Source organism: Pseudomonas fluorescens group sp. PF-69 (assembly GCF_054481235.1).
Map to the genome: position 1 here is coordinate 5412891 of NZ_JBTMNC010000001.1, position 16885 is coordinate 5429775.

Here is a 16885-nt window from a genome sequence, read left to right on the forward strand (position 1 = left end):
GAGCCGGACTCCCGGCGGATAAAAATTTGTTTCAGATCGACGAATACGTGTCCGTGAGCAATACTCGATGCGCGGCGCTCCAGGGTTCGGGGCACCGCGCATTGCTATCAACCCGCCCTCACGGGTCTGCCGGCTTGTCATGTGCAAGCCTTGCGCACGACTGAAGGCAATACGGAACAAGGACGTAGCCCATGAAACCTGTATCCCTGTGTGAAAGCAGCCAGTCGGGACAAATCTGGAACAGCGCCCCGCAACTGGACAACATTCCGGTAATCGGTACTCAGTCATTGGTCCCCCCTGGCGCTCGCGCCGTGGTGATCGCCCCGCATCCCGGCGATGAAGTGGTGACCTGCGGCGGCCTGCTGCAGTTGCTCAGCGCCGGCGCTCATCCACTGCAATTGATCTCGGTCACTGACGGCAGCGCGAGCCATCAGGGATCCCGGCAGTGGTCGGAAAAACGCCTCAGTGTGTTTCGCTCCCAGGAAAGTGTCGAAGCCTTGCGTCGCCTCGGGTTGCCCATGCATAGCCTGAAATGGATTCGTGGCGGCTTTACCGACAACGCCTTGGCCGACCATGAGCTGAAACTGACGCAATTCATTGCGCGCTACCTGCGCCCCGGCGACGTGGTATTCAGCACCTGGAGCGAGGATGGCGTCAGCGACCACGACGCCGTGGGCCGCGCCAGCGCCAATGCCGCGAACATTGCCGGTGCAACGTTCCATGAGGTTCCGGTCTGGGCCTGGCACTGGCCGGCGCGTGATTACGGCTCTATCCCCTGGCACCGCGCGCGCAAGGTACGCCTGGACAGCTGGACGGTCGCGCGCAAGAGCCACGCCACCCACGCCTATGCCAGCCAACTCGATGGCGAGCCGGCGATCGGCCTTGCACCGATGCTGCCACGGGTGTTGCTGGAGCGGATGCGTTTGCCTTACGAAATCGTATTTGTCTGACGCGGCCAACAGCCAATGCGCGCGTGAGGACGATCCTTGCCTGACTCAAACTGAACTGCCCGCTTGTGTATCAGTCGCATACATAAGCAACCCGGATTCAGAGGCGTGAAAGTGGTCCGCAATTCCAAACGCGACACGATTGAATCAGTGCCATCGAACACGCCACCGGCCATCCATCGACTGCGCGTGCTGACGGTCAATACCCACAAGGGATTTACCGCCCTCAACCGGCGTTTCATCCTCCCGGAACTGCGTGAAGCGGTACGCAGCACGTCGGCGGATCTGGTGTTTCTGCAAGAAGTGGTGGGCGAACACGAGCGTCACTCCTCGCGCTACAACCAATGGCCGGCCACCTCGCAATACGAATTCCTCGCCGACAGCATGTGGAGCGATTTTGCCTACGGGCGCAATGCGGTCTACCCGGATGGCCATCACGGCAATGCCCTGCTGTCGAAATACCCGATTCGCGAGCACCGCAACCTCGACGTTTCCATCACCGGCCCGGAACGGCGTGGACTGTTGCACTGCGTACTCGATGTGCCGGGCCACGCCGAGGTCCATGCGATCTGCGTTCATCTGAGCTTGCTGGAAAGCCATCGCCAACTGCAATTGCAGCTGCTCTGTCAGTTGCTTGAGTCCCTGCCGGACGACGCGCCGGTGATCATTGCCGGCGACTTCAACGACTGGCAATTGCAGGGCAACGCCGCCCTCGCCCGACGTGAAGACCTGCACGAAGCCTTCGAGCGCCACCACGGACGCCCCGCAAAAACCTATCCGGCGCGGTTTCCCCTGCTGCGCCTGGACCGCATTTACCTGCGCAATGCCAACAGCCATGATCCGAAAATCCTCGCAAACAAGCCCTGGTCGCACCTGTCGGATCACTTGCCGTTGGCGGTGGAAGTCCATCTCTGAGCCCTGGCCGCGTTGATAAAACAGTCGAATCCACCGTAATTTCACGTCATTTCTGGTATTTCTGACAGTAGAAACCACTATCCGCTGCTGCTACGTTGCCCATGTCCGTACGACCAGCCCTACGGACATGCAACCACCGTAGCCGGCGTTGCCGAAGGTTCTGGATGACGGGAGAAGACCTCTCGATGCTGTCTCGCAACTCGTGCTGCCGAGGGTGACTGATGCCTGGCCAATGCTGACGTCGTGGCCGCTCAGTCGCCGATCCCTGTGCGGAGACGAGCATGAATCCATGGCCTGATCTACCCAAGTACCGTTACACCGCCTGCGCCTTTTCCCTCTGGTTGTGTGCAGGCTGGTCTCCTCCCACCCTCGCCGCCTGCACCCTCACCCCCACCGCCGGCAACGATAACTTCGTGTGTGACAGCGCCAGCAGTGGACCGCTGACCGATCTGGCGGGCAACAACACCCTGACGTTCCCCGCCAATGGCACCGGCACCATCAATGGCAATGTGACGTTTGGCAGCGGCAACGATACCGTCAAAATGAACTCCGGCACCCTCGATGGCGTACTTGATCAGGGCGACGGCGCCAATGTCCTGCAGATCGATAACGGAGTGGTCACCGGCGAAGTCCATCAACACAACGGCATCGACACCTTCATCATGAACGGCGGACGCATCCAGTCTCTGGCGCAAGGCGACGGCTTCGACAATTTCCTGATGACCGGCGGGACGATCGTCGGCGCCTTCGAAGACGGTGACTTCGCGAAGATGACCGGAGGCACCATCGGCCGGGTAGACATGAAGCTCGACGACAATACGTTCGATATGTCCGGCGGGCAGATCCTGGGAAATCTGGTCACCGGATTTGGCAACGACACCATCATCGTGGCGGGCGGACGAATTGGCGGCAATATCAGTGTCAGCGGTGGCAATGACAACATTACGGTGACAGGCGGCGAGATCGCCGGTGAAATCCGCGCCAGCGCCGGCAATGACACACTTGTGTGGGACGGTGGCGGCATCATCCGCTCGGCGATCCTGATGGGCGATGGCAACGACAGAGCCACTGTGCGCAATCTGAGTGAAACCACCCTTGCCCTGACCCCGAGCATCGACGGTGGCGCCGGCACCGATCAATTGACCTTCGACCACACCACCTCCGCCAGCGCCGCCCGTTACATCAATTGGGAAACCGTCAACCTGAACAACGGTTCGCAATTCGACCTCGCCGGCAATTTCGTGCTCGGTGACAGCAGCAGCGGCACGGGTGTATTCAACATCGATGGCAGCAGCGTACTGACGTCCAGCCAGGGCAGCATCGTACCCTTCACCACTGGCCAGCGCGCGACCCTGAACAACGCCGGGGTGATCGACCTGAGCAGTGGCAATACACGCACCCATGATGCACTGACCGTACAGGGCAATTATTCGGGCAACAACGGGCAACTGTTTTTGCAAAGCGCCGTGGGCGACGACAACTCGCCCAGTGACAAGCTGGTGGTCATCGACGGCACCTTGACCGGCACCACCTCGATCAGCGTCAGCAACCTCGGTGGCGCTGGTGCGTTGACCCAACAGAACGGCATCCAGGTGGTTCAGGCCCAGGGGACGGCCATCAGCGACAACGGTGCCTTTACCCTGAAAACGCCAGTGTCGGCGGGCGCCTTCGATTACGTCTTGTACAAGGGCGGTATCACCGCCGGCAGCGAAAACAGTTGGTACCTGCGCTCCTCCGTCGTCGCCGTGCCGCTGGTTGCCGTCCCGAACCCCGACCCGACCCTGCCGCCGATTCTGGTGCCTCTGGTGGCAACGCCGGTCGCCGCTGCCGGTAGCCCGCCACTGCCCACTGCTCAACCCGGTGCCGCTCCCATCCCCCTGTACCGCCAGGAAGTGCCGATCTGGTCCGTCTTGCCGCCAGCATCTGCGCAACTGACCCTGACCGCCCTGGGCACTTTCCACGATCGCCAGGGCGATCAGCGCCTGCTGAGCGAAACCGGGACCTTCGGCGCGGGTTGGGGTCGCGTCTATGGCAAGCATGTCGACCAGACATGGGCCGGCACCGTCACGCCACGGCTCGATGGTTCGCTTGACGGTTTCCAGGTTGGCAACGATCTGTACGCCTCGCAGACGTCCGAGGGCCAAACCCAACGCAGCGGGTTCTTTGTCGGCCATAGCCGCTTGAAGGGTGACGTCAACGGCTTCAACCAGGGCTTCGAAGGCAAACGCGCGGGCAAGGTCGAGCTGCGCGGTGACAGCCTCGGTGCGTCCTGGACCCTGACGGACGCCAGGGGCTGGTACATCGACACAGTGGCGATGTACACCTGGCTCGATGGCGACAGCCATTCCGAACGCGGCCTCAAGCTCGACAACAAGGGGCACGTGGTGACGCTCTCGGTGGAGGCCGGTTACCCCTTCCCCCTGGCAGGCGACTGGGTGATCGAACCCCAGGCGCAGGTGATCCATCAGAACGTTACCCTCGACAGCCAGGACGATGGAATCTCGCGGGTGTCGTTCGATTCCGATCCGGCCTGGACCGGCCGTCTCGGTGCCCGGCTCAAGGCCCGCTACGAGGTCAGTGGCCTGCCGTTGGAACCTTATCTGCGAGCCAACCTGTGGCATACGTTTTCCGGCACCGATACGGTCACATTTGCCGGAAACACCGATATCGACACCGAGCAAAAATCTTCCTACGCCGATCTTGGTATCGGTGCCGTGCTGACACTGGCTCCCTCCGTCAGTGTGTACGCCAGTGCCGATTACTCCAGCAACATTGACAGCCAGCAACTGCGGGGAATGATCGGTAATGCCGGTATCCGGGTGAGCTGGTAAATACCGAGCAATGGCTCTATTTCAAGGCTTTTTCCGCGTTTTTTCCATTTAACAAGAACTTAGAGAGACGCCAAAAATCAGTCACTTATAATCCATAAAATACCCATACCACTTATCGGCCATTTTCTTGACGCAGTGGCAGGGGTCTCCTTGAATTCACCTTACTACCCCCGGAACCACAATCAGGGGCAAGCCCCCAAGTCACCCGCGAACACGGGCGGGCCCCGGCTTGCCCCCATCCATCGGTCGCCCCTCATTCGGGGTAGGAGAGACGGCAAAGCGATCACGGCATGCGATTGCAAGGTAGACCCCCATGAAAACTTCATTCACCCAACAAGAGATCAAAATCACTTTTTGCACAGTCTCGAGCTCACTCCTGCTGTGCTCTTCCATGGAAGTGCAGGCCTCGCCTGTCGAGGAAGATACTTCGCCCTGGTATCGCCAGGACGTCCCGGTGCTCTCCTTGCCCGCACAAGTTTCCACATATCCCGGCCATTTCAGCGCCATGCCCGATCTTCGAAGTTCGCACCTGACGACCGAATATGCCTCGCCTGCCGCCTGGGATCAGGTGTACGGACAGGCCTCGCGCCAGGCACAAAACGATGTTCTCGCCGAAGGCATTTCCACTTCCGGTGCCGGTCAACTCAAAGGCCCGGCACTCATGACCCTGGAAAGCGGCAGTGGCCGTACTCAGCGGGTTGGCCTGATCGGTGGCACCAGCATGATCCAGGGCAACAGCACGGGCTTGTTCACCAATCGCGCCCAATCCGACGCCAACAGCGACACCTACAGCCTGCAAGGCCAAAGCCTCGGCGCCTACTGGAGCCTGATCGGACCACAAGGCTGGCACGTGGACTTGACGGCCAGCGGCGGCCGGGTCAATGGCTATACCCGCAACGAACAGGGTGTGCGGCAAGCCGCCGAGGGCAGCGCGATGACGGTGTCGATGGAAGGTGGATTCCCCATCGGCCTGGGCGAACACTGGGTGGTTGAACCCCAGGCGCAATTGATCAACCAACGGATCACCCTGGACACCCCTTACGCAGGCTCGGGCAATGCCTCCTCCACCGACTTGTCGTCGTGGAGCGGCCGGGTCGGCGCCAAATTGAAAGGGAGTTACGACATCAACGGCCTGCCCGTGGAACCCTATGTGCGGACCAACTTGTGGCACACGGTGAACACCGGCAATACCGTGACACTGGATCAGGTCGACAAGATCAGCAGCAGCCGGAACTCGTCGACGGTAGAGCTGGGATTGGGCCTGGTGGCCAGAATGACCCCGACCGTGAGCCTGTACGTCAGCGCCGATTACAGCAGTGACGTCGACGACAATGATTTGAACGGGTTGATCGGCAGTCTGGGCGTGCGGATGCGGTGGTGAGGGGCAGACCTCGAAAAGACTGTTGACCGGGCTGACGCCATCGCGAGCAAGCTTGCTCCCACAAGGATCACACGGAACCTGTCGGAGCGAGTTGACTCGCGATATGGCAAGGCGTTTTCGGATCAGCCCTCGGGGCGCAACATCAGCACCGCTAACGGCGGCAGATTCAGCACCAATGACAGCGCCTGACCATGACTCGGCGCTTCCTCGGTGAACGCCCCGCCGCTGTTGCCGTAATTGGAGCCGGCATAGGTCGCCGAATCACTGTTGATCAACTCGGCCCAGCGTCCGGCAAATGGCACACCGATGCGATAAGCCTCACGCGGCACCGGGGTGAAGTTCGCCACCACCAGCACCGGCCTGCCGTCCTTGCTCCAGCGCAACCAGGCATACACGCTGTTGATGGCGTCATCGCCGATCAGCCACTGGAACCCTTGGGGTACATCGTCCTGTTCGTAAAGCGCCGGCTCTTGGCGATACAGCTGATTGAGGTCGCTCACCAGCTTCTGAACACCTTTGTGTTCGGAGTACTGCAGCAAGTACCAATCGAGTTGCTGGTCGTGATTCCACTCGCGCCACTGACCGAACTCACAGCCCATGAACAACAGTTTCTTGCCCGGATGCGCCCACATGAAGCTCAGATAAGCCCGCAGGTTGGCAAATTTCTGCCAGCGGTCGCCGGGCATTTTGTCGATGAGCGAATGCTTGCCGTGCACCACTTCGTCGTGGGAGATCGGCAGGATGAAGCGCTCGGACCAGGCGTAGACCAGGCCGAAACTCAGCTCGTTGTGATGATGGGCGCGGTACACCGGGTCCTGCTGGATGTAATGCAACGAATCGTGCATCCAGCCCATGTTCCATTTGTAGGCGAAGCCCAGGCCGCCCTGTTGCGTGCTCTGGCTGACGCCCGGCCATGCGGTGGACTCCTCGGCGATCACCAGGGCACCCGGCGCTTCCAGGGCCACGACGTCGTTGAGGTGGCGCAGGAAGTCGATGGCTTCGAGGTTTTCTCGACCACCATGGCGATTCGGCACCCATTCGCCGGCCTTGCGCGAGTAATCGCGATACAGCATCGACGCCACGGCATCGACCCGCAGGCCGTCGACGTGGAAATGCTTGAGCCAGTGCAGCGCCGACGCCAGCATGTAGCCATGCACTTCGGTACGGCCAAGGTTATAGATCAGCGTGTCCCAATCCTGATGAAAGCCTTCCTGGGGATTGCCGTACTCGTACAGCGCCGTGCCGTCGAATTGCGCCAGGCCATGGGTATCGGTCGGGAAATGCGCGGGCACCCAGTCGAGGATCACACCGATGTCGGCCTGGTGGCAGGCATTGACGAAGGCCGCGAACTCATCCCCGGTGCCGTAGCGGGCGCTGGTGGCGAATTGCGAGAGCAACTGATAGCCCCACGAGCCGCCAAAAGGGTGCTCCATGATCGGCATCAGCTCGATGTGGGTGAAGCCCAGCTCCTTCACATAGGGAATCAGCCGCTCGGCCAGTTCCGGCCAGGTGTACTGGCGAGCCACTTCGCCCAGATCATCCAGCTCGCATTGCCACGAGCCGGCGTGCAGTTCGTAAATGGACAGAGGTGCTGTCGGGCGCTGACGCTCGCCACGGGACTGCATCCATTCCTGGTCCTGCCAGTCGATCTTCAGCGGCGACGCCACTTTCGAGGCCGTGTCCGGCGGCAGGGACGTGGCGAGAGCCATGGGGTCGGCCTTCAGCGGCAGGATCCCGTCCTTGCCAAGAATCTCGTACTTGTACGCCTCCCCCGCCTGCAGGCGCGGAATGAACAGCTCCCAGACGCCGGTGGGATGACGCAGACGCATCGGATGGCGGCGACCATCCCAGACGTTGAAATCACCGACCACCGACACCCGCCGGGCATTCGGCGCCCACACGGCGAAACGCACGCCGTCGACACCGTCGACCGTCATCAGTTGCGCACCCAGGCAGCTGCTGAGGTCGCGGTGGTTGCCTTCGGCGAACAGGTATAGATCCATATCGCCGAGCAGCGGACCGAAGCTGTACGGGTCTTCGGCGATCTGCTCGCCACCGGCCCAACGGGTGCGCAGCAGATAGGGCTGCGCCCGGTCGAAGTGCCCGACGAATAACCCCGGTGTCTGTGTCGGTTCCAGATTGCCGAGCTCTTCTCCAGAGTCCCTGGCCACCACCTGTACGCTCAAGGCGTCCGGCAGATAAGCCCGAATGAACTGTCCACCGGCGCCATCGCCGTGGGGACCGAGAATTGCAAAGGGGTCGTGATGTTCGGCGCGCACCAGCGCATCGATGTCCCGCGCCCTGGGTAGCAGGGCTTCTTTGTGCTGACCCTGTTCCTTGTTCGAGAAACTCATGACTACTCTCCACCAAGATCGGAAAAGGGTTTAAGCCCGTTCAATAACCCGTACAAACCGTGCAGTGGCACGGACAGCCATGTGGGGCGATTCTCTGCCTCGTAGGCCACTTCGTACGCTGCCTTCTCCAGACCGAACAACGCCAGCGCGGCGTCCTCGCCTTCAGGATCTTGCCATGCATGGCCAAGACTAGCTGCCGCCTGCCGATAAGCGTCGACAAATGCTTGCCGTGCTTCGCTCAAGTAGCGATCGGAAACCCGTTGGCGAGCCGCGCGGGCTTCGGCAGTGTTATCAACGTTATGCACATTGATGGCCATGGCCGCAGCGTAGTCGAAAGATCGCAAAACGCCGCTTACATCTTTATAGGGACTGTGTTTGCCTCGTCGTTCATGCAACGGCCGCGCCGGTTCGCCCTCGAAGTCGATCAGGTAAGCATCGCCCTTGATCACCAGTACCTGCCCCAGATGCAAGTCGCCATGCACGCGGATCTTCAGGCCTCCCGCGGATTTTTTGCCCAGCACCTGCACATGACTGAGGATGGCTTTTTTGTTGTCCAGTAAACGGCTGACCAGGGTTTTGTCCGCCGGGTTCAGTTCGGTTTGATGGTCTTTAAGCAACTTCAGCGCATGCTCGATTTGTGCTACCACATCCCTGCTCGACGCCAGCGCCTCTTTTTGCGTGGTGAGGTGCGGAGCGAAATCCGGGTTGTCGCTCGGCGCGGCCAGCACCTGATGCATTTCCCCCAGGCGCTGCCCCAGCATGGCAGCGAAATCTTTCAATTCACCGAGGGCGTTGTAGTGTTGTTCCTGCTCGGACATGGCGTCCGCCAGTTCGTCGCGCAGCGCCCGCTCCAGGTTGTTCTGCGTCCACTCCCAGGCGTCGCCCTGATTGCTCAAGTAGCCTTGGGCAATCATCAGCAAGTTGTCCTCGCCCCTGGCATCCCGGCGCACCACCGAGCCCAGCAAGGGTGAAATGTTGCGGAAACCGGCGCCTGTCAGATAGGCGCTCATCTCCAGTTCAGGGTGCACACCGGAGGCGACTTTGCGGATCAGCTTCAACACCAGGCTGTTGCCGATCACCACTGAACTGTTCGATTGCTCGGCAGACAGATAACGCACTTCCGATTCAGCCGTCAGCCCCAGTTTGGCCAGTTCGGCGGTCGGCTCGAAGCGGATCTCGCCACCGTCCGATGGCAACATCAGATGTTCCTGCATGCCCTGCAACACGGTGCGGATGAAATTCTCGAGACTGAAGGCATCGGTGATCAAGCCGACCTGCGGCCCACGACGAACCCGTGACAGTGCCAGTAGCTGCGGCAATGCCGTCCCGACCTGGTCTTCGGCAATGAAGCCGAACGGCAGCTGGTAACGACTGGTCTGGCCACCGCTGGTGACTTCGATTTCACTCAACAGCACCGGGTGCATGGCATCACCAAAACGCACACCATAGGCCAGATGAACCTGCTCGATGGCCGCGTCCTTGCCGGCGAACCAGCGGCGGTTTTGCAGCCAGTTGGGCAAGATGTCCTGCTCCAGCGTGCGTCGCGCCGGGGCTTCGAGCAGTTCTTCCATGCGTTTTTTCAGCACCAGCGTGGTGAAGTCCGGCAGGCTTTGGGCCGGTTCCACGTGCCAGCTCGGCATCTGGTTTTCGGTCGCCAGGACGAACCAATAGAAGCCGTAAGGCGCCAGGGTCAGGAGGAAATTCAGCTGCCCGATCGGCGGGAACGCATTACCGCCAAGCATCTCCACCGGCACCATGCCGACGTAGGCCGACAAGTCCAACTCCGCCGCCTGCGCACTGCGCGACACGTTGGCCACGCACAGGATGATTTCGTGCTTGCCATCCGCCCCGGTGAATTCCCGGGTATAGGCCAGGATCCTGCGGTTGGTCGGCGAAAGCATTTTCAACGTGCCGCGCCCGAACGCCTTGGATTGCTTGCGCACCGCGAGCATGCGCCGGGTCCAGTTCAACAGCGAATGCGGGTCGCCGGCCTGGGTTTCGACGTTGACCGAGAGGTAGCCGTATTGCGGGTCCATGATCGGTGGCAGCACCAGGCTGGCCGGGTCGGCGCGGGAGAAGCCGCCGTTGCGGTCGATCGACCATTGCATCGGCGTACGCACACCGTCGCGGTCACCGAGGTAAATGTTATCGCCCATGCCGATTTCATCACCGTAATACATTGTCGGCGTGCCGGGCATCGACAGCAGCAGGCTGTTGAGCAGTTCCACCCGGCGTCGGTCACGCTCCATCAAGGGCGCCAGGCGCCGGCGAATCCCCAGGTTGATCCGCGCCCGACGGTCGGCCGCGTAGTAGTTCCACAGGTAATCGCGCTCCTTGTCGGTGACCATCTCCAGGGTCAGTTCATCGTGATTGCGCAGGAAAATCGCCCATTGGCAATTAGCCGGGATCTCCGGGGTCTGGCGCAAAATGTCGGTGATAGGGAAGCGATCTTCCTGGGCCAGCGCCATGTACATGCGCGGCATCAGCGGAAAGTGGAAGGCCATGTGGCATTCGTCGCCGTTGAGGCCCTGCTTGTCGGTGGCGCCGAAATACAACTGAGTGTCTTCGGGCCATTGATTGGCCTCGGCCAGCAGCATGCGGTCCGGGTAATTGGCGTCGATTTCCGCACGGATCTGCTTGAGGACGTCGTGGGTCTCGGGCAGGTTTTCGTTGTGGGTGCCGTCGCGCTCGATCAGGTACGGGATCGCGTCGAGGCGCAGACCGTCGATGCCCATGTCGAGCCAGTAACGCATCACCGACAACACCGCCTTCATGACTTGCGGATTATCGAAGTTCAGGTCCGGCTGGTGGGAATAGAAACGGTGCCAGAAGTACTGGCCGGCGACCGGGTCCCAGGTCCAATTGGACTTTTCCGTGTCGAGAAAGATGATGCGCGTGCCGTCGTACTTTTGATCGTCATCGGACCACACGTAGAAATCCCGCGCCGCCGAGCCTTTCTTGGCCTTGCGGGCACGCTGGAACCAGGCGTGCTGGTCGGAGGTATGGTTGATGACCAGTTCGGTGATCACCCGCAAGCCGCGTTTATGCGCCTCGGCGATAAAGCGCTTGGCGTCCGCCATGGTGCCGTAGTCGCTGTGGACGCCGCGATACTCGGCGATGTCGTAGCCATCGTCGCGCCGTGGCGAGGGGTAGAAAGGCAAGAGCCAGATGGTGTTGACGCCGAGGTCGGCAATGTAATCGAGCTTGGCGATCAGGCCGGGAAAATCGCCGATCCCGTCGTTGTTGGAGTCGAAAAACGATTTGACGTGAACCTGATAGATCACTGCGTCCTTGTACCAGAGCGGGTCCTTGATGAAGGTCGCTGCCTTGGGTTTCTTCGCCATTGGAAACTCCTGTCGAATTCGAAATAACCGCTGAGCCGATCACCCATTCAAGTGTGGTTATTACCTGTGGTGGACTCAGGACGCGGTAATCCGCCAGATCCCGAACGGCTGGTGCGCCGGGTCAATCCGCATGAACTGGTACTTGCCGTACCAGGTCCAGCGATGGCCGTTCATCAAATCTTCGCCGTGGGTCGTGGCATCGTCGGGCAAGCCCATTTCCCAGAGCGGCAATTCGAAATTCGCCTCCTGCGGGTGATGCGGGTCGAGGTTGACGGCCACCAGGATGAAATTGCTGCCGTCGACGCTGCGCTTGCCGAAATACAGAATGTTGTCGTTCCAGGCGTTGTAGACCTTCAGGCCCAAATGCGTGTGCAGCGCCGGATTTTGCCGACGGATGCGGTTGAGCTGGGCGATCTCGGCAATGATATTGCCCGGCGCGGTGAAGTCCCGCGGACGGATCTCGTACTTCTCGGAGTCCAGGTATTCCTCCTTGCCCGGAATCGCTGCCGACTCACACAGCTCAAACCCGGAATACATGCCCCACAAACCTGAGCCCATGGTCGCCAGTGCCGCGCGAATCAGAAACCCGGGGCGCCCGGAATCGTGCAGGTACGCCGGATTGATGTCCGGCGTGTTGACGAAGAAGTTCGGCCGGTAGCATTCGCGCCATGGCGATTCGTTCAGCTCGGTGAAATAGGTCGCCAGTTCCTGTTTGGTATTGCGCCAGGTGAAATAGGTGTAGCTCTGGGAGTAACCGACCTTGCCCAATCGGGCCATCATGGCCGGCGTGGTAAAGGCCTCGGCGAGAAAAATCACCTCGGGATACAACGCACGCACATCGGCGATCAGCCACTGCCAGAACGGCAACGGCTTGGTGTGCGGGTTGTCGACGCGAAAGAGCTTCACGCCCTCCTCGACCCAGCCCACCACAATGTCGCGCAACTCGATCCACAAGCTGGGAATCGCCTCGGCGGCGTAGAAGTCGACGTTGACGATGTCCTGGTATTTCTTCGGCGGGTTCTCGGCGTATTTGATCGTGCCGTCCGGCCGCCAGTTGAACCAGCCGGGATGCTGTTTGAGCCACGGATGGTCCTGGGAGCACTGAATGGCGAAGTCGAGGGCGATTTCCAACCCGTATTCGGACGCGGCCACCACCAGCCGACGGAAGTCTTCGCGGCTGCCCAGTTGCGAATGAATCGCCTCATGGCCGCCCTCTTCGCTACCGATGGCGTAAGGGCTGCCGGGGTCGTCCGGCCCGGCGCTCAGAGAATTGTTCGGGCCTTTGCGATAGCTGCGACCAATCGGATGAATCGGCGGGAAATAAAGCACGTCGAAGCCCATGTCCTGAATCATCGGCAAACGCGAATGCACGTCATTGAAGGTGCCGTGGCGCGCCGGATCGTCGGTGATCGAGCGTGGAAACAACTCATACCAACTGGCGAACTGCGCCAGTTCGCGCTCGACATCAACCGGATACTCGGGGCTCAAACTCAGGTAAGCACGGTGATCGGCCTGGGCCATTAACTCGGCGCTACGGTGGTGCAGAAACAACGCGACCTGCTCGGTTTCGAGCAACCCGGACAATTCATGGTGCAACGCCGCCAGTTGTTCGCTCAGTTGCCCCTCAGTGCGTTCTGCCGCTTGCTGAACGTGATGGCGGCCTTCCTGCAATTCCAGGCTGACGGGGACCGAGGCCATGTGCTTCTTTTCCAGCTCATGGCGGAAACTGGCGAATTGATCGATCCAGGCTTCGATGCAGAACACATAACGCCCCTGGTCTTCGACGCGGAAGCGGCCCTGCCAGCCATTGTTGCCCAGGTCGGTCATGACTTCGCTCTGCCAGACCTCATCGCCCTCGGTGCGCCAACGTACCCGTACCGCGAGCCTGTCATGACCGTCGGCAAACACTTTGCTGCTCACCACCACGTCCTGCCCCACCACCGCCTTGACAGCGAACTGCCCACCGTCGAGGGTCGGCATGGTGTCTTCAATCACGATCCGTGGCAGCAACAGAGCCTGCGACAGTGGCATGTGCGGGTTGTAGCTCAGTTCTGTCGGTTTTTCAGTCGTCATCGAGCATCTCTCCGTTACGCCCCATGGACGCTCTTGTGTCTGGTTGTCATCCCAATGAACTCACTTAGGTTCCGAGCGCCGGGCGCCCGGAAAAGTTCATCGGCAATTGGCCGGAATCAAATCCGTGGTGTGGCGGTCAATCAACTTAAGCACGACTCACGCCATGTGCCACTGGAGGCTAGACCATGACCAATCCATTCCCGGGCGAAACACCCGATCCGAATATCGACAATCCGGTGATCCCGCCGACCGACCCGCAACCTGTGCCCGAGCAGGATCCGCCCGGCACCACGCCACCACGGGAAGAACCGCCTGACACCATGCCGCCGGTGATAGTTACGCCGGAATGACCATAGGCTGACGATCTTTCACCGTTGCACCTGTAGGACCGAGCCCGATTGAAATGGAAAAACGAGCGCCGCTGAGTGTCTGGTTTTCCGCGTCATCGTTAACGACCATCGCGAGCAGGCTCGCTCCTACAGGTGGTCGTTCTTCCTTTCGAGCACCTTCACGATCCTCGGCATCACACTGAAAATCACCAACGCCAACACCGTACTGAACACCGCCGTCGCCTCCCTGCCCAACCCGGCGGACACGCCGATGGCGGCGGTCATCCATAAGCCGGCGGCGGTGGTCAGGCCTTTGACGTGGCCTTCGTCGCCTTCGTGGTTTTTCAGGATGGTGCCGGCGCCGAGGAAGCCGATGCCGGCGATGACGCCCTGCACGACCCGGCTCATGGCATCGGCCTGGGAGCCGGACATCTGTGGCACCAATACGAATAGCGCCGCGCCGAGTGCCACCAGCATGTGGGTGCGCACTCCGGCGGCCTTGCCCTTGCTCTCGCGCTCGAAACCGAGAATGCCGCCCAGGGTCGCGGCGATCAGCAGGCGCACGGTGATGCGTGTCAATTGCGAGGCATCTGCGATGTCAGCGAATTCGGCTTGCAGGGTCACCCAGACTTCGTGCCACCAGGCGTTCATGGCGTTGTCCTTGAGAAGGTCTTGGAAGGTGGACAGCAACGACCATTAATCGGTTGCACAGAACGATGACCGCCGGGCGTGCCCTAACACTGTAGATCCCGCTGAAAGAAGGACATCTCCATGACCGTGCGCATCGAAAACCAGACTTGCTTCTTTACCACCGAAGACGGCGAAGAAATTCGTCTGTGCACCGACGTCACCATCGTTACCGACGGGGAAAAAGCCATGTCCGCGGTGGACATCAACGGCCAGCACATTTACATCACCGAAGCAGAAGCCGACGCATTGACCGTAGCAGGTGCGGTCGACGGTCGCCGACACCTGAAGACGACGGACAGTGATTCGGTGATTTGACTGACCCGGATCAACATCGGCTGCAAACACCTGATATAGCCGCCTGCGTCCCGTTGCGAAAGGTGCTTCAACTTGTCGCAGGGGTGCGCGGGGCGCCCATCTGATCCGGTTTTTATTGCAATACCTGAGTCTGTTATGCAAACAGATGGCCGCTCATAGTGCTCATGCCTGATGGAGGCTGATGAGCGAAAGACCATGAGCGAGAGAATCCCCGTCCGAACCATAGAAAGTGCCCCGACCGTAAGAATCCATGAACCTTCACGCCCAAAGATGAAGGTCAAGACCAGTGACAACCTGATCCATACCCGTAGCTTCACCGGTTTGTTCCGCACCCTGCGCATGAGCGGTGCCGGCTTTCTGTTTCTGCTGTTCTTCGGCACCGTGTGGCTGAACTGGGGTGGCCGCCAGGCGGTGCTCTGGGACCTGTCCGAAAGCAAATTCCACATCTTCGGCGCGACGTTCTGGCCACAGGATTTCATCCTGCTCTCGGCCCTGCTGATCATTGCCGCGTTCGGGCTGTTCGCGATCACCGTGTTCGCCGGCCGGGTCTGGTGTGGCTATACCTGCCCGCAAAGCTCCTGGACCTGGATCTTCATGTGGTGCGAGAAAATCACCGAGGGCGAACGTAACCAGCGCATCAAACTGCAAGCCGCGCCCTGGGGCTTGAACAAACTGATGCGCCGTTCGGCCAAGCACTCGCTGTGGCTGGCCATCAGCCTGCTGACCGGTCTGACGTTCGTCGGCTACTTCACGCCGATCCGGCCGCTGGCCGAAGAACTGCTGACCTTGCAGCTGAGTGGCGTCAGCCTGTTCTGGGTGTTGTTCTTCACCGGCGCCACCTATATCAATGCCGGTTGGCTGCGTGAAGCGGTGTGCATGCACATGTGCCCCTATGCGCGGTTCCAGAGCGTGATGTTCGACAAAGACACCCTGACCATTTCCTACGACGTCGCCCGTGGCGAGAACCGTGGCCCGCGCAAGCGTGAGGTCAAACCGGCGCAAGTCGGGCTGGGAGATTGCATTGATTGCCAACTCTGCGTGCAAGTGTGCCCAACCGGCATCGACATCCGCGACGGCTTGCAGATGGAGTGCATCGGCTGCGCCGCGTGCATCGACGCCTGTGATTCGATCATGGACAAAATGGGCTACGCTCGCGGGCTGATCAGCTACACCTCGGAGCATCAGTTGCAAGGTGGCAAGACTCACCTGTTGCGGCCACGGCTGATCGGCTACACCGCCGTGCTGTTGGTGATGATCGGCGCTTTGGTGCTGGCCTTGGTCGAACGACCAATGGTGTCGCTGGACGTGAGCAAGGACCGCGGCCTGTTCCGTGAGAACAGTCAGGGGCAGATCGAAAACATCTACAGCCTGAAAGTGATCAACAAGACCCAGCAGCGCCAGGACTACCACCTGACGCTGGTCGACGGCGACGGTTTCCAATTACAGGGCAAAACCGAACTGAGCCTGGCGCCCGGCGAGATCGTCGATGTGCCGGTGTCGGTGGCAATGACGACGCAACGGCCGGAAAGCAGCTCGAAAAGCATCAGCTTCAAAATCGTCGACAGCGACGAGCCCGGCATCTACAGCGTGGCCAAAAGTCGCTTTGTAGCGCCAATGAACCGTTGAGTCTTTAAGATGCAAACCTTTGTGGTCAGGGAACAAGCGCCCTGGCCACAGTCATTCGATTCGATTCCATCGCGGGATAC

11 protein-coding genes are annotated in these 16885 nt (G+C 60.4%); 7 read left to right on the top strand and 4 right to left on the bottom strand.

Translation table 11 applies throughout. The features are described 5' to 3' along the window. Positions 1–191: 191 nt before the first annotated feature. The 4 genes from ACX3YF_RS25400 to ACX3YF_RS25415 all read left to right on the top strand — a co-directional run bounded on the left by ACX3YF_RS25400 (position 192) and on the right by ACX3YF_RS25415 (position 6074). On the top strand, positions 192–950 hold the full coding sequence (locus ACX3YF_RS25400; RefSeq protein WP_130206162.1) for a PIG-L deacetylase family protein: 759 nt from the start codon (positions 192–194) through the stop codon (positions 948–950). Positions 951–1061: 111 nt separating this feature from the next. Next, complete coding sequence (locus ACX3YF_RS25405; protein ID WP_458946316.1) at positions 1062–1862, top strand: endonuclease/exonuclease/phosphatase family protein; 801 nt, start codon at positions 1062–1064, stop codon at positions 1860–1862. Positions 1863–2143: 281 nt separating this feature from the next. Further along, positions 2144–4693, top strand: a complete 2550-nt coding sequence (locus ACX3YF_RS25410; RefSeq protein ID WP_458974512.1) for an autotransporter family protein — start codon at positions 2144–2146, stop codon at positions 4691–4693. Positions 4694–5006: 313 nt separating this feature from the next. Beyond that, complete coding sequence (locus tag ACX3YF_RS25415) at positions 5007–6074, top strand: autotransporter domain-containing protein (RefSeq protein WP_458974513.1); 1068 nt, start codon at positions 5007–5009, stop codon at positions 6072–6074. A gap of 122 nt (positions 6075–6196) precedes the next feature. On the opposite strand, the gene glgB is transcribed toward ACX3YF_RS25415, so the two are convergent. From glgB to ACX3YF_RS25430, 3 genes are all read right to left on the bottom strand, one after another. Next, on the bottom strand, positions 6197–8428 hold the full coding sequence (glgB, locus tag ACX3YF_RS25420) for a 1,4-alpha-glucan branching protein GlgB (protein WP_130206168.1): 2232 nt from the start codon (positions 8426–8428) through the stop codon (positions 6197–6199). 2 nt (positions 8429–8430) lie between these two features. Further along, on the bottom strand, positions 8431–11772 hold the full coding sequence (gene treS / locus ACX3YF_RS25425; RefSeq protein WP_458974514.1) for a maltose alpha-D-glucosyltransferase: 3342 nt from the start codon (positions 11770–11772) through the stop codon (positions 8431–8433). A gap of 75 nt (positions 11773–11847) precedes the next feature. Beyond that, entirely contained in the window at positions 11848–13845 is a 1998-nt protein-coding gene (locus ACX3YF_RS25430; RefSeq protein WP_458974515.1) for an alpha-1,4-glucan--maltose-1-phosphate maltosyltransferase, read from the bottom strand. Between the two features lie 185 nt (positions 13846–14030). On the opposite strand from ACX3YF_RS25430, the gene ACX3YF_RS25435 reads away from it, so the two are divergent. Beyond that, positions 14031–14195: a hypothetical protein gene (locus ACX3YF_RS25435; protein WP_247255803.1), complete on the top strand. Its 165-nt coding sequence runs from the start codon at positions 14031–14033 to the stop codon at positions 14193–14195. A 126-nt stretch (positions 14196–14321) separates the two neighbouring features. Here the strand turns inward: ACX3YF_RS25435 and ACX3YF_RS25440 are convergent, their stop codons facing one another. After that, entirely contained in the window at positions 14322–14825 is a 504-nt protein-coding gene (locus ACX3YF_RS25440) for an MgtC/SapB family protein (RefSeq protein WP_196586157.1), read from the bottom strand. Positions 14826–14945: 120 nt separating this feature from the next. Here ACX3YF_RS25440 and ACX3YF_RS25445 point away from each other — a divergent pair, with 120 nt between their 5' ends. Together ACX3YF_RS25445 and ccoG are read left to right on the top strand one after the other, a co-directional pair. Continuing rightward, positions 14946–15179 (top strand): DUF3203 family protein, encoded by a 234-nt coding sequence (locus ACX3YF_RS25445; protein ID WP_130206176.1) that lies wholly within the window; start codon positions 14946–14948, stop codon positions 15177–15179. A 195-nt stretch (positions 15180–15374) separates the two neighbouring features. Then, on the top strand, positions 15375–16805 hold the full coding sequence (gene ccoG, locus ACX3YF_RS25450) for a cytochrome c oxidase accessory protein CcoG (protein WP_458974516.1): 1431 nt from the start codon (positions 15375–15377) through the stop codon (positions 16803–16805). The last annotated feature ends 80 nt before the right edge of the window (positions 16806–16885 follow it).

Coding starts and splice junctions, on each gene's coding strand:
- ACX3YF_RS25400 (WP_130206162.1), top strand. CDS start 192: ATGAAACCTGTATCCCTGTGTGAAAGCAGCCAGTCGGGACAAATCTGG.
- ACX3YF_RS25410 (WP_458974512.1), top strand. CDS start 2,144: ATGAATCCATGGCCTGATCTACCCAAGTACCGTTACACCGCCTGCGCC.
- ACX3YF_RS25415 (WP_458974513.1), top strand. CDS start 5,007: ATGAAAACTTCATTCACCCAACAAGAGATCAAAATCACTTTTTGCACA.
- glgB (WP_130206168.1), bottom strand. CDS start 8,428: ATGAGTTTCTCGAACAAGGAACAGGGTCAGCACAAAGAAGCCCTGCTA.
- treS (WP_458974514.1), bottom strand. CDS start 11,772: ATGGCGAAGAAACCCAAGGCAGCGACCTTCATCAAGGACCCGCTCTGG.
- ACX3YF_RS25430 (WP_458974515.1), bottom strand. CDS start 13,845: ATGACGACTGAAAAACCGACAGAACTGAGCTACAACCCGCACATGCCA.
- ACX3YF_RS25435 (WP_247255803.1), top strand. CDS start 14,031: ATGACCAATCCATTCCCGGGCGAAACACCCGATCCGAATATCGACAAT.
- ACX3YF_RS25440 (WP_196586157.1), bottom strand. CDS start 14,825: ATGAACGCCTGGTGGCACGAAGTCTGGGTGACCCTGCAAGCCGAATTC.
- ACX3YF_RS25445 (WP_130206176.1), top strand. CDS start 14,946: ATGACCGTGCGCATCGAAAACCAGACTTGCTTCTTTACCACCGAAGAC.
- ccoG (WP_458974516.1), top strand. CDS start 15,375: ATGAGCGAGAGAATCCCCGTCCGAACCATAGAAAGTGCCCCGACCGTA.